At 58.5% G+C, this 25,634-nt stretch carries 20 protein-coding genes; 11 read left to right on the top strand and 9 right to left on the bottom strand.

Annotated features, from left to right (window positions below; translation table 11 throughout):
- Positions 1 to 121: 121 nt before the first annotated feature.
- Both WEU32_RS02585 and WEU32_RS02580 read right to left on the bottom strand, forming a co-directional pair.
- Positions 122 to 1,282, bottom strand: coding sequence for an outer membrane beta-barrel protein (locus WEU32_RS02585; protein WP_406852765.1), 1,161 nt, complete (start codon positions 1,280 to 1,282; stop codon positions 122 to 124).
- 208 nt (positions 1,283 to 1,490) lie between these two features.
- Complete coding sequence (locus WEU32_RS02580) at positions 1,491 to 3,713, bottom strand: AGE family epimerase/isomerase (protein WP_406852764.1); 2,223 nt, start codon at positions 3,711 to 3,713, stop codon at positions 1,491 to 1,493.
- A gap of 232 nt (positions 3,714 to 3,945) precedes the next feature.
- Between WEU32_RS02580 and argB the strand changes: the two genes are divergently transcribed.
- The 4 genes from argB (at position 3,946) to WEU32_RS02560 (ending at position 8,877) form a co-directional block, all read left to right on the top strand.
- Positions 3,946 to 4,875 (top strand): acetylglutamate kinase, encoded by a 930-nt coding sequence (argB, locus tag WEU32_RS02575; RefSeq protein ID WP_406852763.1) that lies wholly within the window; start codon positions 3,946 to 3,948, stop codon positions 4,873 to 4,875.
- Positions 4,872 to 5,573: a pyrimidine 5'-nucleotidase gene (locus tag WEU32_RS02570; RefSeq protein ID WP_406852762.1), complete on the top strand. Its 702-nt coding sequence runs from the start codon at positions 4,872 to 4,874 to the stop codon at positions 5,571 to 5,573. Before argB ends, WEU32_RS02570 begins: the two co-directional genes overlap by 4 nt.
- Positions 5,570 to 6,427 (top strand): 2,3,4,5-tetrahydropyridine-2,6-dicarboxylate N-succinyltransferase, encoded by an 858-nt coding sequence (gene dapD, locus WEU32_RS02565; protein ID WP_406852761.1) that lies wholly within the window; start codon positions 5,570 to 5,572, stop codon positions 6,425 to 6,427. Before WEU32_RS02570 ends, dapD begins: the two co-directional genes overlap by 4 nt.
- Positions 6,428 to 6,588: 161 nt before the next feature.
- Positions 6,589 to 8,877: a S8 family peptidase gene (locus WEU32_RS02560; protein ID WP_406852760.1), complete on the top strand. Its 2,289-nt coding sequence runs from the start codon at positions 6,589 to 6,591 to the stop codon at positions 8,875 to 8,877.
- 70 nt (positions 8,878 to 8,947) lie between these two features.
- Here the strand turns inward: WEU32_RS02560 and WEU32_RS02555 are convergent, their stop codons facing one another.
- Positions 8,948 to 10,123 carry an acetyl-CoA C-acetyltransferase gene (locus WEU32_RS02555; protein WP_406852759.1) on the bottom strand — a complete coding sequence of 392 codons (1,176 nt, stop codon included), beginning with the start codon at positions 10,121 to 10,123 and terminating at the stop codon, positions 8,948 to 8,950.
- A gap of 176 nt (positions 10,124 to 10,299) precedes the next feature.
- Between WEU32_RS02555 and WEU32_RS02550 the strand changes: the two genes are divergently transcribed.
- The 3 genes from WEU32_RS02550 to WEU32_RS02540 all read left to right on the top strand — a co-directional run bounded on the left by WEU32_RS02550 (position 10,300) and on the right by WEU32_RS02540 (position 12,128).
- Entirely contained in the window at positions 10,300 to 11,034 is a 735-nt protein-coding gene (locus WEU32_RS02550; protein WP_312134879.1) for a hemolysin III family protein, read from the top strand.
- A 123-nt stretch (positions 11,035 to 11,157) separates the two neighbouring features.
- Positions 11,158 to 11,748 (top strand): polyhydroxyalkanoate synthesis repressor PhaR, encoded by a 591-nt coding sequence (gene phaR, locus WEU32_RS02545; RefSeq protein WP_406852758.1) that lies wholly within the window; start codon positions 11,158 to 11,160, stop codon positions 11,746 to 11,748.
- An 11-nt stretch (positions 11,749 to 11,759) separates the two neighbouring features.
- On the top strand, positions 11,760 to 12,128 hold the full coding sequence (locus WEU32_RS02540) for a hypothetical protein (protein WP_406852757.1): 369 nt from the start codon (positions 11,760 to 11,762) through the stop codon (positions 12,126 to 12,128).
- A gap of 143 nt (positions 12,129 to 12,271) precedes the next feature.
- Here the strand turns inward: WEU32_RS02540 and WEU32_RS02535 are convergent, their stop codons facing one another.
- Positions 12,272 to 13,039, bottom strand: a complete 768-nt coding sequence (locus WEU32_RS02535) for a glycosyltransferase family 2 protein (RefSeq protein WP_312815270.1) — start codon at positions 13,037 to 13,039, stop codon at positions 12,272 to 12,274.
- Between the two features lie 137 nt (positions 13,040 to 13,176).
- Here WEU32_RS02535 and WEU32_RS02530 point away from each other — a divergent pair, with 137 nt between their 5' ends.
- The 4 genes from WEU32_RS02530 to WEU32_RS02515 are packed head-to-tail and all read left to right on the top strand — an operon-like array spanning position 13,177 to position 19,268.
- Positions 13,177 to 14,862, top strand: coding sequence for an ArnT family glycosyltransferase (locus WEU32_RS02530; RefSeq protein ID WP_406853483.1), 1,686 nt, complete (start codon positions 13,177 to 13,179; stop codon positions 14,860 to 14,862).
- Positions 14,862 to 15,776 (top strand): hydroxymethylglutaryl-CoA lyase, encoded by a 915-nt coding sequence (locus tag WEU32_RS02525; protein ID WP_406852756.1) that lies wholly within the window; start codon positions 14,862 to 14,864, stop codon positions 15,774 to 15,776. The genes WEU32_RS02530 and WEU32_RS02525 overlap by 1 nt, the downstream gene beginning before the upstream one ends.
- A gap of 15 nt (positions 15,777 to 15,791) precedes the next feature.
- Entirely contained in the window at positions 15,792 to 17,108 is a 1,317-nt protein-coding gene (locus WEU32_RS02520; protein ID WP_406852755.1) for a glycosyltransferase family 4 protein, read from the top strand.
- A gap of 6 nt (positions 17,109 to 17,114) precedes the next feature.
- Complete coding sequence (locus WEU32_RS02515) at positions 17,115 to 19,268, top strand: hypothetical protein (RefSeq protein WP_406852754.1); 2,154 nt, start codon at positions 17,115 to 17,117, stop codon at positions 19,266 to 19,268.
- A 44-nt stretch (positions 19,269 to 19,312) separates the two neighbouring features.
- Here the strand turns inward: WEU32_RS02515 and WEU32_RS02510 are convergent, their stop codons facing one another.
- From WEU32_RS02510 to putA, 5 genes are all read right to left on the bottom strand, one after another.
- Positions 19,313 to 19,762 (bottom strand): hypothetical protein, encoded by a 450-nt coding sequence (locus WEU32_RS02510; RefSeq protein ID WP_406852753.1) that lies wholly within the window; start codon positions 19,760 to 19,762, stop codon positions 19,313 to 19,315.
- Positions 19,763 to 19,765: 3 nt separating this feature from the next.
- Entirely contained in the window at positions 19,766 to 20,476 is a 711-nt protein-coding gene (locus WEU32_RS02505) for an ABC transporter ATP-binding protein (RefSeq protein WP_406852752.1), read from the bottom strand.
- On the bottom strand, positions 20,443 to 21,606 hold the full coding sequence (locus WEU32_RS02500; RefSeq protein WP_406852751.1) for a chain-length determining protein: 1,164 nt from the start codon (positions 21,604 to 21,606) through the stop codon (positions 20,443 to 20,445). The genes WEU32_RS02505 and WEU32_RS02500 overlap by 34 nt, the downstream gene beginning before the upstream one ends.
- 23 nt (positions 21,607 to 21,629) lie before the next feature.
- Positions 21,630 to 22,406, bottom strand: coding sequence for an ABC transporter permease (locus WEU32_RS02495; protein WP_406852750.1), 777 nt, complete (start codon positions 22,404 to 22,406; stop codon positions 21,630 to 21,632).
- Between the two features lie 100 nt (positions 22,407 to 22,506).
- Complete coding sequence (putA, locus tag WEU32_RS02490; protein WP_406853482.1) at positions 22,507 to 25,623, bottom strand: bifunctional proline dehydrogenase/L-glutamate gamma-semialdehyde dehydrogenase PutA; 3,117 nt, start codon at positions 25,621 to 25,623, stop codon at positions 22,507 to 22,509.
- Between the last annotated feature and the right edge of the window lie 11 nt (positions 25,624 to 25,634).

Here is a 25,634-nt window from a genome sequence, read left to right as displayed (position 1 = left end):
ACATCGCATGATTGCGTGACAAAAAGAAAAAGGACGACTGGCAGCTAAGCCAATCGTCCTCAATCTTGTCGACACTTCGATCAACTATGGGGGAGAGTGTGAGCACCCTCCCCTTCAGTGATTAGAAGTTGATGTCGATGCTGGCGCGACGGTTCAGCGGCTCACGCACGCCGTCAGCCGTTGCCTTGGCCAGAGCGGTTTCGCCCTTACCATCCAGCGAGATCACGCCACCATTGACGCCTTGGGCAACCAGGGCATCAGCAACGGTACGGGCACGACGGTTCGACAGGCCCAGGTTGTAGGCTGCGTTACCCGAGGTATCCGTGTGGCCGACGACCAGTACGCGGGTCGGAGCGCCCGACTTGGCGTAGTTGGCAGCCTGGGTCACAACCGAGCGAGCTTCCGCGGTCAGGTCCGAACGGTCGAAGTCGAAGTAGACAACGAACTGACGGGCTGCCGGTTTAGCCGGCGGCGGCGGCGGCGGAGGCGGAGGCGGCGGAGGAGGAGGCGGAGGCGGCGGCGGCGGCGGAGGCGGCGGCGGCGGAGCGTCTTCCGCACCGAACGCATAACGCAGACCCAGGGTCACAGCGTGCGACTGGTCATAGTCGCCCGACCATTCACCGAATGCCGGAGTAACCGAGGCCGGAACGGAAGACTGCCAGTTGGCATCGCCGGTCAGGTAACGATAGGTCAGGTCGATGTTTGCGCGATCCGAGATCGCCCATGCCAGACCAGCAATGGCCTGAGCAGCAAACTTGGTCGAGGAATCGTCAGCAGCGAAAGCGCCACCCGGAGCCTGACGCAGACGACCAACGGTGTCGACGTTTACGCGGTTCACACCAACGCCCAGACCCACGAACGGACGCAAGGTCCATTCCGGGGTGCCGAAGTCATAAATGACGTTGGCCATCAGGGTGGTCGAGGTGATGTCACCTTCCGGCGAGTGGCACGGACCGGTAGCCGGGGTCAGGTTGCACAGACCCTGTGCGCCCGAAACAGCGCGAACGGTGCCGATGTCACCCGAGCGGTAACCGCCTTCGAGTTCAGCGCGCCAGTTCGGGTTGAAGCGGTAGCCGAGACGCGCAAATGCGGTCCAGCCATCGTTGACTTCCCAGTTCCAGTTTGCACCGGTGGTCGACGACTCAGCATTGATATCGTCGATGATGTGATAACCGGCGTCGATAGCGCCGTACCAGCCGTCCGGCTCAGCCGATGCGGCACCAGCCGACATCGCCAGAGCGGCCGCCGCGCTAGAAGCCAGAATCAAACTCTTGACGCGCATGAAAGCGGCCCTCCAAGAATTGTTAAAAGATGACGAGACTCAAGGCCGCGCCTGCGTAGTTAGATATCAGTGACTAAGGCTAAGGTCGAGCAATGAACCGAAGCTGAACAATATCAACTGACAACCGTGGTTTTGAGGCTACAAGCTGTAAATAAGTGTTAAGAAAAGAAAGCCGGATCGTACAAACACATGTCGCAAATCACCCGGTTCATGACAAAGCCGTAGCAACACCGTTCGACAATATCCCCAGCCGCAGCGCCTTGTCCGTTTTCGCCAACTGATTACAGGCTCCCATGATGTGATACAGAGATGTCGCCGGTGCTGGCTCGTCGATAAAGCTTAGGTTCGAGACGCGTTTGTCCCGCCAAAGCCCTCTATCCGTCAAATAGAGGTTCAATCCTTGCAGGGCCGAATTAGCATCGTCCAGATAGGTTTTGCGCTCCGAACGCGGGGCCATCTCGGCCATAAGAAGCGCAGCACGCAGCCACTCTGCCTGCGGCCATAGACGTGCGCGGCGGACGCGAGCAGACCCGTCCTCATTCAACGTATCCACCATTACACTGGCTGGGTCCCAGTATCCGCGTTGACCCCATGAATAGAGACGCAAAGCTACAGTAGTAATATCGGTGCGATCACGGAACTGCGCATAGCGGCTGAGCAACCACATCCACTCGAACTGGTGGCCCGGTTCAATAATACGACCCGCATCTCCAGCCGCCGGCTTCCACTGCTCGTCAAAAAATTCTCGCAGGCAGCCTGTTTCGCCATCAATGAAATAGGCCATTGCCAACGCCACGATCTCATCAGCGAAATCCAGCCAGAGAGGATCATCATCCACTTCTGCCCAAGCCAGAGAAGCCTCTAACAGATGCATATGCGCATTGGACTGGAACGGATGCGCTCCGCTTTCTCGCAAGCCGCCCTGTGGCAAACGATTCTGTCGCAGATGATCCAGCAATGATTTTGCCTGAGCCCTTGAGCGTTCCGCTGCAACATCGTGCCGTGCCGCCGCCGCCAAGGCAAACAGCACAAAAGCCTGATCATAGACCAGTGTCTCCCCCAAGACCGGCGAGCGGTCACAATGAATGGCCGGTAGCCAGTCTGCACCACCCTTATGGTAAAATCGCTCCAGAGCTTCAACGCCACTCTCAAGCGTCGAGCGCCAGCGCCCCGCCCAGCCCAACGCCCCCGCCTCGGCAAAACAATAGATCTGTCGAGTTTGAACGCGCAGCCGATGCGTCAGCGTCGTCTGTTCACCCGACAGGGTCAGCGCCTCTGCAAAAACACCGTCCTCGTCCTGCCCCATTGAATGCCAGACCGGCAGAGCGCGCAATTTCATCCATTCGAAAAAGCGCTTGCCGCTATCCTGCAACGAGGGCGTTTCGGCTTTTTTAAAATCCAGATGCTGGGGCGAGAGCAACTTTACCCGCTCGACAATCTTTTTAACTTCTTGGGCGCGCGACAGGTCGCACACCAGAACAGCATCATTCTCGACAATAATGCCAAGATCACGCACGCCTAAAGCGGCCACCAGCGTGCCCTCGGGCGCACGGACCATACAGCCTTCGGCATCTTCAAAAATATGGGTGCCGTATTCGCCGTCTCCACGCGCCGCCAGGGCATCCCATGAGCCAAGATCAGACCAGTGGAAATCCACCTCCAGGACACTGGCCTTTTGGGTGTTCTCCATCACCGCATAGTCGATCGAGATTTTAGGGGCCTTGCTAAAGGCGCTACCTAAAACCGCCAGCGTATGGTGCCCCACGCCCGCAAGGCTACGCTCGGCCAACGGCCAAACGGTCGATTCACAGACCTCGAACTCGTTTTTCAGCACATCGGCGCGGCAAATAAAAATGCCTGCATTCCAAAGATAGCCTGCATTGACCAAGCTCTGGGCTGCCGCCTTATCCGGTTTTTCGATGAACTGGCGAACATCCGAAAGCCCCGATCCCGAAGGCGCTATATATCCATAGGCCGTTGCCGGTTCGCTTGGCTTGATACCGAGCGTCACAATTCGTCCAGCTTCGGCACCGCGTACGGCCTGCGTAATCGCGGCCTGGAACGCGGCACGATCAGGCACATAATGATCCGATGAGACAAAGACATTAATGCCATCTGCATCCTGGGTCAGTGTCCATGCCGCCGCTGCGGCCATGGCCGGCGCGGAATCCCGCCCTTCCGGCTCCAGCAGAATCTGGGCGCTAACGCCGATAGCCTCTAATTGTTCGACGATAAGTGCACGGTGCACCACGCCACCAACCACAATGATACGGCCAGGAGCCTGAACCATTGGCACGACACGCAGCACCGTTTCCTGAAAAAGCGACCGGTTACCGCTCAGAGGTATGAACTGTTTCGGGCGTGAAGGTCGCGAAGCAGGCCACAAACGCGTGCCGGAACCACCGCACATAATCACAGGATAAAGCGCCAAAACAATCCTCGGTAATGGTGAGCGAAAGACGCCAAATATTTATAGTCGGCAGACGATTAGCATCGCGAACGGGCAAGACAGCACATAAGAATTGCGCATTCAACCCTGCGAAGAAACGCAGCGCGCCGCCTAGGGTACGTCCCGTATGCTGGCGCAAAACCTTTACGGCTTTCGTATTCTTATTCCTGTTTCGAGGGTGACTTAGGGTCGCTAGAGCGCTATGCGCGCGGCTATGAACGAAGTTGATCGGCAATCCGAAGAGCGCAGCTGGGAGACGGCAAAGACCCTTGCCGAGGCCCTGCCCTATATCCAGGTCTATGACCGGGAGACTGTGGTCATTAAATATGGCGGCCATGCCATGGGCGAAAGCGCCGTGGCCAAGCAGTTTGCCGCCGATGTGGTGCTCCTGAAACTGATGGGTGTGAACCCAGTGGTCGTGCACGGCGGTGGACCGCAAATCAGCGCCATGCTGGACAAGGCGGGGGTCAAATCCGCTTTTGTAGACGGCCTGCGCGTTACCGACAAAGACACGATGGCTGTGGCCGAAATGGTCCTGTCGGGCGCGGTTAATAAAGAGATCGCCCACTGGATCACCGTCGCCGGCAAGGAAGCCGATGTGCGCGGCGTCGGTCTGTCGGGCAAGGATGCCGGTCTGCTGACCGTCGAGAAAACGCGCCGCACCAAGCGCGACCCCGACAGCATGATCGAACACGAGGTCGATCTGGGCTTTGTCGGCGAGCCGACCAAGGTTGACCCCAAGCTGATCAAGGGCCTGATTGCCTCCGAGACCGAGGACTGGGTTCCGGTCATCGCCCCCATCGGCGTGGCCGAGGACGGCCTGACCTATAATGTCAATGCCGACACGGTGGCCGGTGCCATCGCCGGTTCGCTGAATGCCAAGCGCATGCTGCTGTTGACGGACGTTCCGGGCGTCAAGGGTGCCGATGGCGAGATTATCCGCCAGATGAATCTCGAAGACGCACAGAAGTTGATTAATGACGGTGTCGCCACAGGCGGCATGATCCCCAAACTGGAAACCGCCATGGCGGCAGTCCGTTCAGGGGTTGAGGCTGTGGTTATTCTGGATGGCCGCCGCCCTCATGCCATGTTGGTGGAGCTGTTCACCGAAAACGGTGCCGGTACGCTGGTGACGGCCCGTTGATCAACCTCTCCATAGAGCCACTGCCCACCGATATCTCGACGGATTTACGGGGAATAAAATCATGGGTTTTCGACCTCGATAACACCCTCTATCCGGTCGAGAACCAGTTCATGGGTCTCGTGGAACAGCGCATCAACGATTATGTGGTGCGCACCTCGGGCCTGCCTGCCGACGAGGCGCTGGTGATGCAGAAATCCTTTCTGCATGATTATGGCACCTCGCTGGCCGGACTGATGACCCGATATCAGATCGACCCGCATCATTTTTTGGCCGAAGTTCACGATGTGCCCCTAGACGTTTTGGAGCCAGATACAGCTCTGCGCCTGGGACTGGAACGCCTTCAAGGCCGCCGCTTCATCTTCACCAATGGCTCGACCGTTCACGCCCATCGCGTGCTGAAGAAGCTGGGCATTGATGACCTGTTTGAGGGCGTGTTTGCACTCGAAGACGCCGACCTGATTCCCAAACCCGATCCGCGTACCTTCCATAAGATGCTGGTCCGTTTCGGTATTGATCCGGCCACGGCCTGCTTCTTTGAAGACACCCCCCAAAATCTAGAACCCGCCAAGGCTATCGGCATGACCACGGTTCTGGTCGGGCCCAAAGCCTTCAGCGCCGAGGGCGAGTTTATCGATTATCGCGCGGCCTCCCTGCCGCCCTTCCTGACCACCGCCATTCTTGACGGAGATTCCGTATGACCAAACACGCTCAGCTTGAAGCCGTTATCGAAGCGGCATGGGAAGCCCGCGCCGATATCAATGCCTCTACCCATGGGGAAGTGCGCGAGGCTGTCGAGACGGCTCTCGACATGCTGGACTCGGGCGAGGCACGCGTCGCCACCCGTGGCGATGACGGCGTCTGGACCACCCACCAGTGGCTGAAGAAAGCTGTGCTGCTGGGCTTCCGCCTGAACGACAATGTCATCATGCGCGCAGGCGACCGTGGCATGAACAGCCCGGCTCCCGGCATCGGCCCATTCTTCGACAAGGTCCCGAACAAGTTCGGTGACTGGACCACCACCGACTACCAGACCGCAGGTTTCCGTTCGGTTCCGGGGGCTATCGTGCGTCACGGCGCGCACATCGCCAAGTCGGTCGTTCTGATGCCGTCCTTCGTGAACATCGGCGCTTATGTCGGTGAAGGCACCATGGTCGATACCTGGGCCACGGTCGGCTCGTGCGCCCAGATCGGCAAGAACGTCCACCTGTCGGGCGGTGCCGGTATCGGCGGCGTGCTGGAGCCGCTGCAAGCCAACCCGACCATCATCGAGGACGGCTGCTTCATCGGTGCCCGTGCCGAGGTCGCCGAAGGCGTGATCGTGCGCGAAGGGGCCGTTCTGGCCATGGGCGTCTTCCTGTCCGCTTCGACCAAGATTGTTGACCGCGCCACCGGCGAAATCTTCCGTGGCGAGGTTCCGGCCTATTCGGTCGTGGTTCCGGGTTCGCTGCCCGATCCGAACGGCGGTCCGTCGCTGTATTGCGCCGTCATCGTCAAGCGCGTGGATGCCCAGACCCGCGCCAAAACAGGTGTGAACGAGTTGCTGCGCGACTAAGGTTTTCGCGCATATTCGTTCTGCAAGATCAAAGGGTCGGCCGTCAGGGTCGGCCCTTTTTTCATGGCTGGCATCATTAAGATTGCATCGGTTGGTTAACTGTTGTGACCTAGTCTGGCTGTCGAAAACTTCCTCATCATGGAGTGCGCAGGATGGAACGGATGCGGATCAAATCCTTGGCGCTGTCATTCAGTGCCATTCTGCTGATGGCTGTTCCTCTCGCGGCCTGTGGTGGCGGCGGTGGTGGCGGAGGCGCAGCAACGCCTACGCCTGTCCCTCCGCCCCCACCACCGCCGCCTCCCCTCCTCCACCACCGCCCCCCTCCGGCGACCGTGCCGGACGTCAATTCGCGTGAGTACACGCGCAACTGGGGCATCGCCGACGCCAAAGCGATTTCGGCATGGCAGACCGGTGCCACAGGCAGGGGTGTATCGGTCGCCGTCATCGACAGCGGCATGACCGCCAACCATCCCGACCTTGGCGTCAACGTCTCTGCGGCCTCGACCGACATCGTTATGGGCCGCAACACACTGGAAAGCCCCGACCGCCACGGCACCCGTGTCGCCAGCGTGATCGCCGCCCCGCACAACAGGCGCGGCACCATCGGTGTGGCCCATGAATCCACCATTCTGGCCATCCGCGCCGATGTCAGCGAATGCACCAAACCCGAAGACGATGTCTGTTTCAAAAGCTCTGACCTCGCCCGTGCCCTTGATTATGCCGTCGCCAACGGAGCCCGCATCATCAATATGTCGCTGGGCGGTGAAAGCTCTATGGGGCTCACCTTCGAACAGGCCCTGCTGCGGGCGGTCAATGCCGGTGCCATTATTGCCATCTCATCGGGCAATGAGGGCGAGGTCAACCCGTCATGGCCGGGCCGCTATGCGACGGATCCCCGCTTTGCCGGTAGCATCATCGTTGTTGGCTCCCATGGCGTAACGGGCGGCATGTCCTCGTTTTCCAACCGCGCCGGTGTCAACCAGACGGCCTATATTTCCGCGCCGGGCGAAAAAATCATTGCCGACTGTGATGACACCAGTTGCTGGGAGATTTCCGGCACATCCTTCTCGTCTCCGGCCGTGGCCGGTGCCATGGCGCTGTTGAAACAGGCCTTCCCCAACCTTTCGGGGCGCGAGATTGTCGATATCCTGCTGACCTCGGCGGCAGATGCCGGTGATACCGGCACCGATATCGTCTGGGGTCGCGGCAAGCTGGATATCGAGCGGGCCTTCCAGCCGATTGGCCGAACCTCTTCGCCGAGCGCAACCTCGGCCACAGCCATTGGTCTGGATGTGCCGCCGGGCACCTATGCAGGCGCTGCCTTTGGTGACGCCATTTCCCGCACCGATAGTCTGGGCACCATTGCCTATGACCAATATTCACGCCTGTTCACGGTCAATCTGGCCGGCAGCTATCGCGCCGCGCCGCGCCGCAGCTTCCAACCCGATCTGGCCCCACCCATCGTTCAGACGCGCGTGACGACCCTTGGTCCTGCCGGTAGTACCCTGTCGCTGAGCGCCGCCCAGCCCATGCTGGAACCGGAACCGCTATTGCCTCGCCATGACCTGTACTCGGCCCCGTGGCTGGGCACCGAAACCCGCCGCGAAGCCATGGTGGCGATCGACACGCCGCACGTTTCCTTTGCTGCATGGCAGGGCGAAGGCGGTGCCCGCTCGCCCTTCCGCACCGGCGCGGGCGATGGTTTCACCGCCCTCGCACAGGCCAATCACGCCGTGCGTGGCTCGCTAAACTTTCAGGACGAAACCCTCGGTCATTTCAATGTCACCGCCGAAAGTGGAGGCGGCGACCGTCGCGCCCCGCTGCAATCTGTCGAGCGCGACGCCGCCAAATATGCTCGCTTCGGTCTGGACTGGCGCAAGGGCGCGGGCGGCCTGTCCTTCAGCCTTGGCCAACTTGACGAGCGCATGGGGCCGCTGGGTGCCTATATGCCTACCAGCAGTGATCTGGCCCTTCCGGCCAACACCACCTTTGCGGCCATAGGCGGGAACTGGCAGATGGCCAACGGTCTGGCCTTTGTGGCCGAAGGCGGTATCGGCAGCACCGCAATCGACGGCCGCTTCATGTCGCTGGAAGACAAGGCCATCAGCAGCAACTGGCGCCTGCAAATGCTGGCACTGTGCCCGTTCGAGCTGCTGGGCTGTCAGCAGTTGAGCTGGCAGATCAGCCAGCCCCTGCGCGTTGAAAGCGGCACCTTCAGCGCTACTCTGGCCGATACGCCTCTAGATTATTTCGATCCGGTGACCTTCTCGGTGCGCCGTTTCTCGGCCAGCCCGTCGGGCCGCCAGATCGATTTCAGCATGCGCAGCATCCACGCCCTGTCGGACGGTGCCACCCTCCAGTTCGAGGCCACCGCCATCCGCAACGAACAGCATCAGCGCGACGCCAAGCCCGGCTATGCCTTCCTCGCCCACTGGCGTCGGGCCTTCTAGGCGCAGGGCTCAAAACAAAACGGCCGGTGGATGAACCACCGGCCGTTTCCTTTGGCATCAAGCCTGAGCGTTAAGCGCGTTCGACGCACAGGGCCACGCCCATGCCGCCGCCGACGCACAGGGTCGCCAGACCCTTCTTCGCATCCGAGCGCTTCATCTCGAACAGCAGGGTGGTCAGGATGCGCGCACCCGAGGCCCCGACCGGGTGACCGATGGCAATGGCACCGCCATTGACGTTTACCTTGGCCGGATCGAGGTTCAGTTCCTTGACCACGCATAGCGACTGGGCGGCAAAGGCTTCGTTCGACTCGATCAGGTCGAGGTCGGCCACTTCCCAGCCTGCCTTTTTCAGCGCGGCGATCGAGGCCGGAATGGGACCGGTGCCCATGATGGCCGGATCAACACCAGCGGTCGCCCACGAGGCGATGCGGGCCAGCGGTTCTAGACCGCGCTTGGCGGCTTCTTCGGCGCTCATCAGCACCAGAGCGGCGGCCCCGTCATTGATGCCCGAGGCGTTCGCCGCCGTCACCGAACCGTCCTTTACAAAGGCCGGACGCAGTTTTTCCATGGCCTCGATAGTCGCGCCGTGGCGGATATATTCGTCCTGATCGACAACCACATCGCCCTTGCGGCCCGGCACGGTCACCGGAACGATTTCATCGGCGAACTTGCCTGCCTTTTGAGCGGCCTCGGCCTTGTTCTGGCTGGTGACCGCAAACTGGTCCTGTTCGGCGCGCGACAGTTCCCACTTGTTGGCGATGTTCTCGGCGGTCTGGCCCATGTGATAGCCGTGGAAGGCATCCAGCAGGCCGTCACGCAGCATATGATCTTCAAAGGTCACAGCGCCCATCTTGTGGCCATTGCGCAGTTGTTGCAGGTGCGGAGCCTGCGACATGGATTCCTGACCACCGACGACGACAATATTGGCATCGCCCGTAGCGATCTGCTGATAGCCCAGAGCGACAGCGCGCAGGCCCGAACCGCACAGTTGGTTCAGCGACCAAGCCGCCGCTTCCTTGCGGACACCCGCATTGATGGCAGCCTGACGGGCGGGGCCTTGGCCTGCACCGGCTTGGAGCACTTGACCGAGGATGACCTCGTCCACCTCCTCGCCCGAGACACCGGCGCGTTCCAGTGCGCCTTTGATAGCGACTTCGCCAAGCTTCGAGGCAGGCAGCGACGACAGCGCACCAAGGAAAGAGCCCACTGGCGTACGGGCGGCGGAAACGATGACAACGTCTTTCAAGATATTCACTCCCTGAAGATTTTCACCTTCTTCGCACATGCAGCATTTAGGGCGCAAGCAGCCCTTTGGTGCATCAAGCCGGAACGATTCAGCTTCCAGACATCTTCCTGCCTATTATAGTCTTAGAGTGTCCTGACTGAGTTCGCTTACAGCCTCTCCAAAAGGGAGCCCGCCCGATGACCGAAATGCCCCCTATAGAAAAGCTCAATCTTGGCCGACGCCTTTTGCGCATCATGACCACGCCCGACGCGCTGGATATGGAAGAGCATTATGCCAGTCTCGGAGCCAAGCGAGCCGATCTTCTGGTGCATGCGGTCGGTCTGGTTCTAGCCCTGATCGGTGCGGGGGTTCTGGCGACACTGGCAGGCATCTATGCCGGTATCGGTGCCGTAGCGGCGACCCTGCTCTACAGTCTGTGCCTGATCGGCATGCTGACCGCTTCGACCATCTACAACCAGACCCATCCATGTGCCGCACGACCCGTGCTGCGACGTCTGGACGAAGCCTTTATCTTTTTGATGATTGCAGGCAGCTATACCCCTATCACCACCCAGCGCTTCGAGGGTGCGCTATCGGTCGGCTTTACCCTGCTGGTCTGGACGATCGGTCTGGGCGGGGCCTTTGCCAAGATGTTCGTGCCACGTCTGTCGGACATCTTCTGGTCCTGTGTCTATGTCCTGTTCGGCTGGCTGATTGTGTTTGCCATTAAGCCGATGATCGACACGGTATCGCCGGTTGCCCTTGGACTGTTGGTCGCCGGTGGCGTGACTTATACGGTCGGTGTGCTGTTCTTCATCAACCGCGCCCTTAAATATCGCCGCGCCATCTGGCACAGCTTTGTCGTCGCAGGTGCCGGAATGCATTGGACAGCCATTCTGATCGGCGTCGTGCTGGCTCCCGCTGCCGGTTAAGCAGAGCCCTTCACCACAGTTTGAAAATCCGGACTCGCCTTCGCACTCGCAATGCGGGATGGTGCACGCATAAACAGTGCGAGAAAAAGCGTGGCAAACACGTCTTCAGAGGGTGGAAGATCAATGGGTACCGTCGTCATTAAAAAGTATGCCAACCGCCGCCTCTACAATACGGCGACCAGCAGCTATGTGACGCTGGACGATCTGGCCCAGATGGTCCGTCAGGGTATCGAATTCACCGTCCATGATGCCAAATCGAACGAAGACCTGACGCGTCAAATCCTGACCCAAATCATCTTCGAACAGGAAAATCGCGGCGAGGCCCTGCTGCCGGTTCAGTTCCTGCGACAACTGATTGGCTATTATGGCGACAACATGCAGGCCGTCCTGCCGTCCTATCTGGAAATGTCGCTGGATCGTTTTACCCGCCAGCAGGACGAACTGCGCCAACAGTTCACCAAGGCTTTTGCCCAGACGCCCGGCAGTAACATCATGGAAGAAGCCGTACGCCAGAACATGGCCATCTTCGAGCGGACCATGCGTATGTTCCCCGGTTTTGGCTATCAACCCGCTTCTACCGAGACACCCGCATCTGCTGACGCCGCCGATGACAACAAAGCCACCAGCAAGGATGACGATCTGAGCGAGATGCGCCGCCAGATGGATGCCATGCGCGAACAGCTGGATCGTCTGTCCAAGTCTTCCGGCACCTGAAGCAGGCTGGCATGACCGCGCCGATCCCGCCTGTAAACGCCATCACCCGCACCTCCATCGCCGATACGATGGAGCAACGTGATGGCGAACGTCGGCAGGGCGAGCGCCGCCAGAAACCCACGCCCGATACCAAGTCGCTGATCTCTACATCCAATCATGAAGATGATGCGGCTTCGCGCCCGGCAAAGCCTGCCTCGGTATCGCCGCCTCCCCCGGCGGCCTTTGCCGCCCAGATACTCGGACAACCGGGCAAGAAACGCGGCCTGCGCGGTGGGCCAGAGATACTGGATACTGCCCGCAGCACCTATCTGAGCCGCGAATATTCAGGCCCTAACGACCGCCGCCCGCCCACCGGCGTGCGCAAGAAAACCGAAATCTAGTCCCGATATATCTGTGGCATCGCATTTGCTGACTGTCGTGACACCACGTCACGGAGCCACCCATGCTGTCGATCCTGTCTGTCACCAGCCGCCTGTTTGAAACCGCTGTCGTCAGCCTGATCTTTCTGGCCTTCAGCTAGGACTTAAGCTTCCGGTGCACCGTATTCGGTAACCTTGCCCGGCGAGCGCAGGCGTGCCTGAAGCCAGATCACGCCCAGCATGTCCCAGATCGAGGCCTTGAGCCGTCCCCAGTTGGTATATTTGGAGCGGCCCGTCTCGCGATGGCGGTGATCCACATCCAGATACAGGTTGCGATACCCTTCGCGGATCATCAGAGCCGGAAGATAGCGATGCATGTGATCAAAATAGGGAAGACGCAGATAGGCTTCGCGACGGAAGACTTTGAGCCCGCAGCCCGTATCGTCGGCATCATCTTTCAACAGGTTCTTGCGGATCCGGTTCGCCCACAACGAGGCCCGACGCTTGGCAGCGCTGTCCTGACGCTTCGCGCGTCGCCCGCCGACCAGCGCCACATCTTCCGGCGAAGCCTGAAGCAGATCCACTAAACGCGGTGCATCATGGGGCGGGTTCTGGCCATCACCATCCAGCGTGACAATGATTCCGCCTCGTGCAGCCAGAACGCCGGTGCGCACCGCACGGCTCTGACCCGCATTGGTGCCGTGCGCCAAAACACGCAATTGCGGCATGTCTTTTATCGCGCCCTGCAACAGGCTCAGCGTGTCATCGCGGCTGGCATCGTCCACAAAGAGCATTTCGTAGGATCGTCCAGCAAAAGCCGTGGCGATATCCCGTGCCAAGGTGACGGCCGCACCTGCCTCGTCATGCACAGGTACGACTACCGAAATATCGGGCGTTTCGGACGAAGAAACAGGTTTCAAAATACCGCTCATGGTTCCGCTGTAACCCATCCTTGTGACAGACGAAACGGGCTGTATTCCAGACTTCCTTCAAAGTCCGATACTTCGTCAAAATTCTATGCACGCCAAAAGCTTTCGTCTCTTTGGCAACGCATGATACCAATGCCCGTATGACGCGCCCGAACCTGGATCGATTTATCGCCGGATGGCGTGGCCCCGTAATGGCGGCCCTGCTGACCATGCTTGCCGGTTTGCCCGGGCTGTTGCTGTTGCCGCCTTTGGACCGCGACGAGAGCCGCTTTGCGCAGGCCACCTCGCAGATGCTGGAAACGGGCGATTATGTCGACATCCGCTTTCAGGATGATCCCCGCTGGAAAAAACCCATCGGTATCCACTGGATGCAGGCGGCCGTAGTTGGCGTGATTTCCGACCCGGCCGATCGTGCTATCCAGCCCTATCGCCTGCCTTCGCTGTTCGGGGCGATGCTGGCCGCTTGGGCCGTGGCATGGTTGGGGGCTGCGACCCTAGGAAATCGCGCCGGTTTTCTGGCGGGTGCCATTCTCGGAACCACATTCCTGCTCTCGACCGAGGCAGGCATCGCCAAGACCGACGCCATGTTGTGTGGTCTGACCACACTGTCTCTGGCGGCTCTGGCGCGTATCTATCTGGCCACGCGAGCGGGGCAGACACCCGAGCGGCTGCACAAACTGTTATTCTGGGCCGGGATCGGACTGTCGATACTCATCAAGGGACCGATTGGTCCCATGGTCATTGCCCTGACCATGATTTCTCTCAGCCTGTGGGATCGTAATATCCGCTGGCTGGGCAAGCTGGGCTGGGGCTGGGGCTTGCCTCTGCTGGCCCTGATGATCGGCCCGTGGGCCATTGCCATCACCATTGCAACCGATGGAGGCTTCTGGCGCGAAGCTCTGGGTGGTGATCTGGCCCCCAAACTGGCGGGGGCACATGAAAGCCACGGCGCGCCATTTGGCACCTATTTGTTACTGGCACCGCTGCTTCTGTTTCCCGCCACTCTGATGCTGCCTGCTGCGCTTGTGACCGGATGGCAGCGTCGCTCGGAGCCGCTGATCCGCTTTGCCCTGTGCTGGCTGATACCAGCCTGGATTATGTTCGAACTGGCCCCGACCAAGCTGGTCCACTACACCTTGCCGACCTTCGGGGCTTTGGCCCTTTTGATGGCAGCAGCACTGACTCAACCTATCGGGCGCATCTCACGCTGGGCGGGCGCGGCACTGGGCCTACTGGTCGCCGGTCTACTCAGTCTGATTGTGCTGTATGGCCTGACCGAGTTCGGTCGCTCGACCGCCCAGACATGGGCCAATATCACTATTGTTTGCGCCATGATGGCCGCCGCTATCGGTGGCTTCATGCTGGTCAACCGCGCTGCGATCACGGCCGTTCTGGCGGCTATGGTCTTTGGCATTATCGCCCATGCCGGTCTGGCCGGAACCTTGCGTCAGCTTCGTCCTCTGTCCGTGGCTCCGCAACTGGTCAAGACGATGGAGGTGGCCGGCATCCATCCCGCGCAGGGACAGCTTCCCGGTCCAGTCGCTATTACCGGTTTTCATGAACCCAGCTTTGTATTCCTGACCGGACGCGAGACGCAGTTGACCGACGCCGCCGGGGCCGCCAAGGCTCTGGCCGAAGGGCGCCCTGCCATTGTAGAGGCTCGTGATGATACGGCCTTCCGCGCCGCCATGTCCGACATGGGAACGTCTGGTCGGGCGGTCGGGGAAGTGCGAGGTCACAACTATTCCAATGGCGACGATGTACGTCTGACCGTCTATGCCCCTGTAGGGCGTAGCCAAGCCAAGAACAGTAACGAGGCGCGTTAATGGGTCGTTTTATTGAAATCGTAGAGGTCGGCCCGCGCGACGGCCTGCAAAACGAAAAGGTCACCCTTGGACCCGACATCCGCGCCGAGTTCGTGCGCCGCCTAGAGGCTGCAGGTGCTCGCCGCATTGAGGCAGTCAGCTTCGTCCATCCCAAATATGTACCCCAAATGGCCGGTGCCGAAGAGGTCATGGCGGCCCTGCCCTATGAGGCAGGACGCAGCCGCATCGGACTGGTGCTGAACGGCAAAGGCTATGATCGTGCGCTGGGCACCGGCGTGGATGAGGTCAATGTCTCCTTGTCCGTCAGCGAAGGCTTTGGTGTCAAAAACCAGGGCCTGACACCTGACCAACAAATCCAGATGTTGTCAGAGATCGTCGCCGGTCGCGCCAATGCCGAAGGTGCGGGCGAAGGCATCCCGTCCCTGTCCGCCACCCTGTCCTGCGTCTGGGGCTGTCCGTTTGATGGCGAAATCTCGGTCGATCAAGTTACCGACATGGTCGGCCGCGTCGCCGAGATGGGCCTCAAGGAAATCGCACTGGCCGACACCATTGGCGTCGCCGATCCGTGGAGCGTCACCAAAAAGGTCGAGGCCGCCCGTAAGGTTGCTAACGACGCCAAGCTGCGCCTGCATTTTCATGACACCCGTAATACAGGTCTAGCCAATGCCTATGCCGGTATTGAAACCGGTATCGACATTCTGGACGCCTCGGTCGGCGGCATCGGCGGCTGCCCCTTCGCCCCCGGAGCCACCGGCAACCTCGCCACCGAAGACCTCGTCTACGCCCTCCATCGTGGCGGCTTTGAAACCGGCTATGATCTGGACGCTCTGATCGACACCGCCCGCTGGATCGGCCAGCACCTTAACCGCCCTGCCCCAAGCGCCCTTTCGCGCGCTGGCCGCTGGCCCGCCTAAAGTTTCCAAGACTTCATGACCAAAATCTGCATCGACGGTTTCAATCTGGCCCTTCCCAAAGGCACCGGTATCGCCACCTATGGCCGTAATCTGCTGTCAAATCTCAAAAGCCTGAACTACGAAACCCAGGCCCTCTACGGCCCCGCCCTGAAGACCAGCGCTAACAACATCGTCAATGAAACCGCATTGATCGATGCGCCCCGTCCGCCCTCAAAACTGAATCGCAAGGCCAAGGTCCAGCGCATGATGCGCACCTACACATCGCGCTTCGGACACACGGCCTATCCGGTCAAGCCGTCCGGGGAAGTGATCTGGCCCGGCGGCAATCGACCTGCCGCAGATAGCTTCTGGGTGGCAAATTCCCTTTATGAGCTAGCGCACCGCGGTTTTCGCACCTACGGCAAGCCAAGCCCTGTAAGTTTTAGCGAACAGAGCGGCTCTACCAAACCCGATCTCATGCACTGGACATGCCCCTTGCCAACCTATGCCAAGGGCGTTCCCAACATCTATACTTTCCACGACCTGATACCGTTGCGCCTGCCGCACGCGACGATGGACGACAAGGACGTCTTCATGTCCCAGTGTCAGGAAGTGGTAAAACGCGCAGATCACATTGCGGTCGTATCAGAAACCACCAAACAAGATCTGATCCGCATACTGAATGTTCCCGAAAAACGTATCACCAACACCTATCAGGCTGTTGATCTTCCTAAATCGCTGACCCAACGCCCACAAGAGGATGTCGAAACCGAATTGGAAGGCATTTTCCGCTTGGGCTGGAAGAACTACTTCCTGCATTTCGGAGCCATTGAACCCAAGAAAAATCTGGGTCGTGTGGTCGAAGCCTATCTAGCTTCTGGTTCTCAGACGCCACTGGTCTTGATTGGCGGAAACGGCTGGCTTGAAGCGGGTGAAGTGGCGCTTCTCAATCAGGTTAAACGCGATGGCGGTCCTAGTGCAGAACGCATTCGCCAGTATGAATACATGCCCTTCAGTCTATTGGTCAGCATGATCCGAGGCGCTAAGGCCACCCTGTTCCCGTCTCTCTACGAAGGTTTCGGCCTACCGGTTCTTGAATCCATGGCGCTGGGTACCGCTGTACTGACATCCACCGGCGGCTCCTTGCCAGAGGTCGCCGGTGATGCCGCGATTATGGTAGATCCTTACGATGTACGTGCCATGACGGCAGGTATAAGAACGCTCGATGCGGATGATGCTCTGCGTGAAGATCTACAGGCTCGTGGCCTGATCCAGTCCAACCGCTTCAGCGTTGACGCCTATCAACAGGCGCTGGCTGGCATGTACACAAAATTGGGTTTTTCGGCGTCCTGACCTTTCATGACGGATAGCCCTGCCCCTCCCAAACGCGCGCTTCTCTTTCGGCTTCCGGGCGAAGAATCCGCCTCTAACGCTCACAAGCTTGCCCACACTGGTGAACAAGCAGGTCTATCCGTCACCATGGTTCCCTACTGGCCTGACGATCAGGATGCGTGGAACAATCAAATCACTCTGCTCGAAGCCGATATTGGATCGGCAGCACGCGTGTCCGAATTTGCACTCAAGCGCCATCATGACCTGACGCTGGATTTACTGGAACTGCTCGCGCACAGTTTTGCGACCGAACCGATTACACCCGATCTGCTGCTGCCGGAAAGTATCTGGCACCAGCGTCTGCGCGGTATAGCCGTGCGCCTGCTCGAGATGTTCGACCGCGAACGCCCCGATGTGATTTTTATTGCTCACGGAGCCGAAATCATTTCGCGCCTTATCACCGAGGTCGCCGCATTTAGAAGCATTCCAGCCCTATTCTGGGAAAGTGGTTTCTTCCCCGACCATCTGTATGTGGATGCACAGGCTCCGCATTTTTTCAGAGGTCTCTGCGCCAGCGATACGCAGCCCGTCTCTACTGAAATCACTCCTAATACGCATGCCTTCATCCAGAACTGGCGACAGGCAAGACAGAGCAAATATCTTCAGCACAGCGCATACGATGCCGCGTTTTTAGAATGGAAGGAACGCGACAATCGTCCCGTCCTATTTGTAGCCGGTCAGGTCCCCAGCGACGCCAATGCAGTTGTAGGCTTGGGACCATACGGTTCTTTGCAAGCCCTTTACACAGCAGCCCTTGATCAACTGTCTTCGGGCTGGCGCATCTTGTTCAAGCCTCACCCCAAGGCTGCGCCTGATGCCATCACTCTGCCGAGTAAGATCGGTGACGACTTAATGGTTGCCGATATCGGCATCCACACCGCAATCGAAAATAGCGATGCGGTACTCGTCCATAGCTCCAATGCCGGTCTGGAGGCCGTCTTGCGAGGCAAGCCGGTTATTATGACCGGACAACCCATTTATAGCGGATACGGCCTGACCCATGATCTGGATGTCGGCCAAAGCCTTACCCTGTCTAGCGACATAGCCGCACCTTCCACGGTTGACGTTGCGATTGTGGTGCAGCATCTGCTGGCCCACAGCCTCTTGGCCACCGGCGATGCCCAACAGTTGCGCGTGCGGTTACAAGCCGCCAAGCCCCCCGCGCGCCAACAGAAACTGGTCACCTATTATTCGCAGTCAGTTCAAGCTGTGATCGCCGCAGCGCGCGCTCTGTATACCCAGTTGCAGCACACCCCAAAACTCGATCAGGCATTTGAGCTTTTAAGCGACGACCACCGAGCTGTTTTACTCCAGAACATCCCCCGTGTGGCCCTGTCCGCCCACCCCTATGCAGGGCCATGTGCCCCGCCTTCGGTTCTTGCATCACATCCCGTGCGTGGACAGCCGAAGGACGGGATCGCAACCTTGGATGTCCGTCTCGAAGAGTGCGCCTTTCCCCGAGCCTATCTCGATTTTACGTTGAGGCACCATCGCGCCCCTGTCCGCATCGGCTGCCGTCTGGACACTTCCTACGACCCGGCTAGCGCACAATGTTTCTCGTCTGAAGATATTGCCTATCTCTGCAAGACAATCCCTGGACCATATACACTCACGGAGAACGATCCAGACAACACAGATTATCGGCTTGTAACCCTGTGCGTATCGCCACACGGAACGCCTTCACAAAGCCCTGATAGATCAGCTTATCTTGACTGGCATATCCCACCCGAAGCTTTCAGCTATCCCGTAGGGCTTGCACATCAGCGTTTAGGCCCAACAGCCATAGAGGCTACATACCCACATTTTGTTTACGGCCCCTATCTTTCCGTGCCTCAAGGGCAATGGGAGATATCTTGGTTACCGCCTACCGCATCGTGGTTTGACTATGCAAAGAGCATGCTGACATGGCCACGCTGGAAACGCTTGAAGATGGAAATCATCGAACATCATGATGATCGAGCCACGAAGCTATCCGCGGTACCTTTTTTCAACTTCCGAACCCAGTTTAATGCCAAGGGACAGACCCGCTACGAGTTCAGAACGAAGTGGTCTCAAGCCCGAAAAGCCGCAGCCTCACACGCACCTGTCTTCTTCGGTATCTGGCTGAAACGTCTCGATTAGCGAAGCTTTGGCGCAATCTGAAGCTTCGAAAGGCAACCGCTATTTTAAGCAGACGGCACAATTTCGTTCACAGAAACGGCACTTGATTGCCGCGCAATCTTGGCACCGAGGAACTCGAATTCTCCGCCTAGAGAGCTTTGATTTACAATCAGGCGCAGCTCTACTTTCTCATTGTCCGTAGCTTCAAATTCGATATCGAATTCAAATATTCCAGGCTTTGCCGCCCGAAATTCATGGCGGCTATAGTTTGATTTAGATCCGAATTCGATCGCAAATTGGTGCCGGCATGCCCATTCATCCATACTGAATTTAGCGGTCGCCATCCATCGTCCGGGCGACAGAGGCGCATAGGGTCCCCACACCAAACAGCGTGCACGCCCAACGATGTCCATCTTGCTGATACGTTCGCGTTGCGCGCTACCACGATCATCATAGCGGAAACACTCAACACCCCAGTTTTGAACGTCGACGTTTTTACCTGAGCGTGCGCTCATTTTTTAAATCGCTTTCAGCCAGCTATAAACGTCCAGTGCTTCTTTCACATCGTCGAATATTCGTGATTGCCCGCTCTCAATGAGCAAGGCCCGATCACAGATATCCAGAACGAGGTTGGTATTATGAGAAGCAATCATAAAAGCGCGATCGGCGCGTTTCTCAAATAGTTCCTGATTACACTTCTTTTGGAAGCGGGCATCGCCCACAGCGACAAGTTCATCGATTAAGTAACAATCAAATTCAATTGCAAGCGACAGACCAAACGCCAAGCGTGCCCTCATACCCGAAGAGTAATGCTTGGCTGGCTCTTTAAGGGCCTTGCCCAGTTCGGCAAACGAGTCGACGCGTTCCAATGTCTCGCGATAGTCTTTCTGGTGCAGACGCGCCAGAAAACGAATATTGTCGAGACCAGAGAGACTGCCCTGAAAGCCGCCTGAAAAGCCGATAGGCCAGGATGAGCTCATCCGCCAGTCAATCGTGCCACTGGTAACGGGTAGCACACCACCCAGCATTTTGATGAGCGTTGATTTTCCCTGACCATTGCGGCCTAGGATTGCCATCCGCTCTCCGCGCTCAAGATCGAAACTCAGGCCCGAAAAAACAGTGCGATTTGCGTGTTTATAGGCCTTTGACACATTGCGCACACGCAAACCTGCCGGTGGGGCCAAGCCATCTAACGTCACTCTTGGCGATGCTCCCGCAATCCAGCCCACAGCAAGCGTCCCAGCACATATACTATGAAGCTGCTCAGGAAGACGATCAGGATAGAACGCAAACGATGTGGCTGGGTCGATTTATCAGACAGGTTCGGCTCGACGATCCGATCAAGATAAAGCTTTTGGCGACGCGCAGATTGCTGAGCGGTGATCAAGCCCGCAGACGCCTCTGCCACTGCACGGTCCGCCAACTCGCGCTGGAGTACCAGACCCTCATAAGCCGAAAGCTTCGGCACCAGAGATTCCGCTTCGCCCACCAACTCAGCTCGCGCATCCGCGATCTGGGCCTCATAAGCGGACAAACGTCCTGCGAGTATAGGAATTTGTGGACTTTGCGGTGCCGTGCGCCGCAATTCCGACAGCTCAGCTCTGATCCCTGCAGCCGTCGTCAAAAGGCCTGAAATCAATTGCGACGATTCAGCTGTGGTCAGTTGCGGGTCAACAAAACGCTCGCGATTTCGAAACTCCGTTAGCTGCGTCTGCACCAAAGCACGTTTGGCCGTTGCATCCTGAACGGCCTGTTCCGCATCCGCAACCGCATCTTTCGCGGCGCGTTCGTTCAGACGATTGACCAACTGCTCACCCGCAGTCAGCAAAGCCAGATTGAGGTTTCGGGCATCTTGCGGCGTAAACGCCTGAACGGAAAGCTTGGTAATGCCACTGGTGCCATTATAGGTCACCTTTACATAGCGCTGTAACGCCTTGTAGCGGCCTTCCTCTGTTTTGCCTGAAAATACGCCCGGATGCTTCGAGAAGATATCTGCGCCATTTCGGCTGAACACTTCGTCAAGATTGAACTCTTTATGAAGTTGTTTGGCAGCATCCCGCGAAGCGATAAAATCCTGCACGGCAAAAGCTTCAGATGTCCCAGCCGACAAACCAACATTCTGTAGGACCAAGCCTAGATTATTGGGCCGTGAGGCATCCGTTTTGCGTACCGTAAAATGAGCCTCCGAGACATAGCGCGGTGACGCCACCACCCCCCAATATAGGCATGCCAGTACAGTCGGCACACCTACAACGACCGCAAGCCCCACAGGGATACGTTTGCCCAACTGGGCGAGTTTCGACTTGGGAGGCTGAGCCTTACTTGGCAAGCTCCCGACATAACGAAGCTGATCAGTCATGAAGCCAATTTATCCCAAATTCGCTATTCCACATCGAGATAACCCTCGGCATTTCGGATCAGAAGCAATCCCGCCAGCAAAAGCACAAGCGCAGACGCTATGGCATAGCCAACGTTAAAATGTGTTGTCACCATATCACCGAAAATACCGGCCCTTACCATTTCCACCGCATTGGGGAACGGTATCAAAAGGTATTTTTCGCGCACAGCTTCCGGCAACCAGTCGATCATGAAAAATACGCCAGATAGGGGAATCATAGCGTAACTGACCAAAGGAACGAGACGCTCCATCACATCAGAGCGCATCGCAAGACCCGAAAGTATATACCCCGTTCCTGTTGCCATCAGCCACATCAAGAACCAGCCACCATACAAATAAAGCCAATCACTGGGGACACCTACCTGATGAAGCACCAACAACGCCAAGTAAACGACAATAAAAGCCAGGGTCGTTCCCGCCAGTTCCAAAACCGATCTAGAAACAAAGAAATGCATCGGGCTAATTGCCCGGTGATACAGCAAGCCAATATTTGAATTAACAGCACTAATACTGAAGCTGATACTATGCCTTAGCAAAATAAGGCACATATAGCCACTCATAACAAAAGGTGCGACAGCCACATCGGACTGGCCACGATGTCGGATAAAGACCCACATCAATATCACGCCGACGCAGAAAAGAAGCGGTTCGCCGACAAGCCATAAAAAACCACCCCCACGTCGTCCGTAGCGGGTCGCCATTTCGCGCATCATGAGCGCACCGATGATCTGGGATTGCCTAGACAGGAATGCGCGGATCATCAGGTATCCAAGTGTTTCGTTAGCAGTTGCAAACGTTTGGTGCCGAGGAAGGTAATTTCCTCGGCACCATAACTACGGCGAACTGAAACGCAACGTCCAGTTATAGGTTCAGCAGCGCCGGATCACCGCCTTGAGCGGAGATGTTGATGCTAATGGCCTTTTCGGAGGCATAGCGGATCAGGCTGTTGGGGCCGCCGGCCTTGGGGCCGGTGCCCGACAGGCCTTCGCCACCGAATGGCTGCACACCAACAACAGCGCCGATGATAGAGCGGTTCACATAGACATTGCCGGCCGGAACCAGTGCCATCACCTCTTCGGCGAAGGCGTCGATGCGGCTGTGCACACCCAGAGTCAAGCCAAAGCCACGCGCCGCCAGTGCCGATGCCGTTTCTTTCAGCTTCTTCGCATCATAGCGATAGATGTGCAGGATCGGGCCGAACACCTCACGCTCGAGGAAATCAGGCGTCGAGATTTCTGCAATTACCGGCGCGAACAAGTCGCCCTTAGAGGCATCTGCTGGCAGGGTGCCGCGTGCGATGATCTTGGCTTCTCTTTCCAGACGCGCGACATGCTTTTCCAGGTTCTCGCGGCTTTCGGCATCGATCACCGGACCGATATCGGTCTTGGGATCGGATGGATCGGCGATGACCTGAACGGCCAGTGCGCCCTTCAAACCCTCGATGAGTGCATCGGCAGCTTCATTGGGCACATAGAGAATACGCAGGGCCGAGCAACGCTGACCGGCCGAACCGAAGGCCGACAAGATCACATCGTCGATGACCTGTTCTTTCAAGGCCGTCGTATCAACGAACATACCATTCAGACCACCGGTTTCGGCGATGAACGGGATGATCGGGCCTTGGCGATTCGCCAGACCACGGTTGATGGCGTTGGCGGTGTCGGTGCCACCGGTAAAGGCCACGCCGTCAATCATCGGGTGCGAGGTCAGAGCTACACCCACCGTCTCACCACGGCCCGGAACCAGAGCCAGCAGGTCAGGGTTCAAGCCTGCCTTGTGGTACAGACGTACCGCTTCGGCAGCGACCAGCGGGGTCTGTTCGGCAGGCTTGGCCACCACAGCATTACCGGCCGCCAGTGCCGCAGCAATCTGTCCGGTAAAGATGGCCAGCGGGAAGTTCCACGGGCTGATGGCAGCGAAGACGCCACGGCCATGCAGAACCAACTGGTTCACTTCGCCCGTCGGGCCCTTCAGTGTCTCGCGACCGCCAAAGTCGCGCTCGGCCAGCATGGCGTAATAGCGCAGGAAATCGACCGCTTCACGGACCTCGGCCACGCCGTCGTTCAGCGTCTTGCCCGCTTCGCGCGATAGGATGGCGACCATGCGGTCCATGTCGGCTTCGAGCGTATCAGCCATGGCGCGCAGGACCGGTGCACGACCGGACCCCAGCAGCTTATCCCACGCCACCTGCGCCTCGGCGGCTTTGCGAACAGCCTGATCGACCTGTTCCGGCGTCGCGTCCGAGGTTTTACCGACAACCTGCGCGCGGTCATAAGGATTAGTGACGTCCTGAGCGTTGGTTCCGGCCAGCAGCTTGCCACCGATGATCGGGCCAGCCACCAACTGTTCGGCATCCACAGCCTTGAGCGCTACAGTATGGGCGTCGCGGGCTTCTGCAGTCGAATAGTCGCGGCCAAGGGAGTTCTGGCGGTCACCGTAGATGTTCATGGGTACAGGGATCTTCGGATGGCGGTCGGGCTGGGCCTCGACAGCAGTGATAGGGTCGGCCGCCACATCAGCGGCCGGTACGCGCTCGTCCAGCAGGGCGTGCACGAAGGAGGAGTTGGCACCGTTTTCAAGCAGGCGGCGCACAAGATAGGGCAGAAGTTCTTCATGACCACCGACCGGCGCATAAGCACGCACGATGATTTTCTCGTCCGACCACATATCGCGGGCGGCGTCATAAAGGGCCTCCCCCATGCCGTGCAGACGCTGGTGCTCGATGACCGTGTTGCGATCACGCGCCATGCGACGAACAGCGGCCAGTGTGTGGGCGTTGTGGGTCGCAAACTGGCAATAGATGTGCGGCGCGGCCTCGATCATCATGCGCGCGCAAACCAGATAGTTCAGGTCGGTCGCGGGCTTGGTGGTGAACACCGGATAGTCGGTGCGGCCATTGACCTGGGCCAGCTTGATCTCGGTGTCCCAATAGGCCCCCTTGACCAGACGCACCATCAGGCGACGGTTCGTGCGCTTGGACAGGTCGATCAGCGACTGGATCGTTTCGGTCGTACGCTTCTGATAGGCTTGGACCGCAAGGCCGAGGCCCTTCCAGTTGCCCAGCGACGGCTCGGCGCACAGGCGCTCCAGCAGTTTCAGCGACAGGGCCAGACGGTCGGCCTCTTCGGCGTCGATCGTATAGTTGATATCATATTTGGCGGCGATCTGCGCCAGACGCAGGATGCGCGGGTATAGCTCTTCCCAGACGCGGTCTTCCTGCACGGCCTGATAGCGCGGCGACAGTGCCGACAGCTTGACCGACACACCGTGACCGACCTCGGGGCCTTGGCCCGTTGCGGTCTTGCCGACAGCCTCGATGGCATCGGCATAGATTTTTTCGTAACGCTCGGCATCGGCAACCGTGCGGGCCCCTTCGCCCAGCATGTCAAAGCTACACAGCCAGCCTTCTTTATCCGAACGCTTAAGGGCACTCTCGATCGTGCGGCCGACCACGAACTGCTCGCCCATGATCTTCACAGCCGTGGCCACAGCCTGCCGGATGACCGGCTCGCCCAGACGTGCGGCTATGCCCTTGATGTAATTCGGCAGGTCGCGCTTAACTTCTTCGTCCGGCTCGACCAGTTTGCCGGCGATCATTAGTCCGAAGCTAGAGAAGTTCACCAGCGGGCTATCAGACTTGCCAACATGGTTAGCCCAGTCTGCGGAACCGATCTTTTCTGAGATCAGCTTGTCACGTGTCATCGAGTCTGGCGTGCGCAGTAGAGCCTCGGCCAGCGTCATCAACGCCAGCCCTTCCTGCGTACCCAACGAATATTGTTGCAGGAAGCTTTCGACCACACCCTGCTTTTTTTGGCTCTTGCGCGCGTGTTCGACAAGCGCAGTCGCTTCATTCAAAACGACACGGCGCTCGTCAGCTTGCAGAGGGGTGCATCCAAGCAATTCTGCGACCGTTTCCCGCTCATCGCGGTACTTGTTACGGTCCAGTTCATCCCAATACCGAAGCTCGCTCGGAATCATCGCCAATACTC

The organism is Brevundimonas sp. BH3, from assembly GCF_045345115.1.
Taxonomy (GTDB): domain Bacteria; phylum Pseudomonadota; class Alphaproteobacteria; order Caulobacterales; family Caulobacteraceae; genus Brevundimonas.
This window is presented reverse-complemented; position numbering and strand designations above follow the sequence as displayed.

Bases quoted from the DNA above. Each gene is read 5' to 3' on its own strand.
- WEU32_RS02585 (WP_406852765.1), bottom strand. From the start codon at position 1,282: ATGCGCGTCAAGAGTTTGATTCTGGCTTCTAGCGCGGCGGCCGCTCTG.
- argB (WP_406852763.1), top strand. From the start codon at position 3,946: ATGAACGAAGTTGATCGGCAATCCGAAGAGCGCAGCTGGGAGACGGCA.
- dapD (WP_406852761.1), top strand. From the start codon at position 5,570: ATGACCAAACACGCTCAGCTTGAAGCCGTTATCGAAGCGGCATGGGAA.
- WEU32_RS02560 (WP_406852760.1), top strand. From the start codon at position 6,589: ATGCGGATCAAATCCTTGGCGCTGTCATTCAGTGCCATTCTGCTGATG.
- WEU32_RS02550 (WP_312134879.1), top strand. From the start codon at position 10,300: ATGACCGAAATGCCCCCTATAGAAAAGCTCAATCTTGGCCGACGCCTT.
- phaR (WP_406852758.1), top strand. From the start codon at position 11,158: ATGGGTACCGTCGTCATTAAAAAGTATGCCAACCGCCGCCTCTACAAT.
- WEU32_RS02540 (WP_406852757.1), top strand. From the start codon at position 11,760: ATGACCGCGCCGATCCCGCCTGTAAACGCCATCACCCGCACCTCCATC.
- WEU32_RS02535 (WP_312815270.1), bottom strand. From the start codon at position 13,039: ATGAGCGGTATTTTGAAACCTGTTTCTTCGTCCGAAACGCCCGATATT.
- WEU32_RS02530 (WP_406853483.1), top strand. From the start codon at position 13,177: ATGACGCGCCCGAACCTGGATCGATTTATCGCCGGATGGCGTGGCCCC.
- WEU32_RS02525 (WP_406852756.1), top strand. From the start codon at position 14,862: ATGGGTCGTTTTATTGAAATCGTAGAGGTCGGCCCGCGCGACGGCCTG.
- WEU32_RS02520 (WP_406852755.1), top strand. From the start codon at position 15,792: ATGACCAAAATCTGCATCGACGGTTTCAATCTGGCCCTTCCCAAAGGC.
- WEU32_RS02515 (WP_406852754.1), top strand. From the start codon at position 17,115: ATGACGGATAGCCCTGCCCCTCCCAAACGCGCGCTTCTCTTTCGGCTT.
- WEU32_RS02510 (WP_406852753.1), bottom strand. From the start codon at position 19,762: ATGAGCGCACGCTCAGGTAAAAACGTCGACGTTCAAAACTGGGGTGTT.
- WEU32_RS02500 (WP_406852751.1), bottom strand. From the start codon at position 21,606: ATGACTGATCAGCTTCGTTATGTCGGGAGCTTGCCAAGTAAGGCTCAG.
- WEU32_RS02495 (WP_406852750.1), bottom strand. From the start codon at position 22,406: ATGATCCGCGCATTCCTGTCTAGGCAATCCCAGATCATCGGTGCGCTC.
- putA (WP_406853482.1), bottom strand. From the start codon at position 25,623: ATGATTCCGAGCGAGCTTCGGTATTGGGATGAACTGGACCGTAACAAG.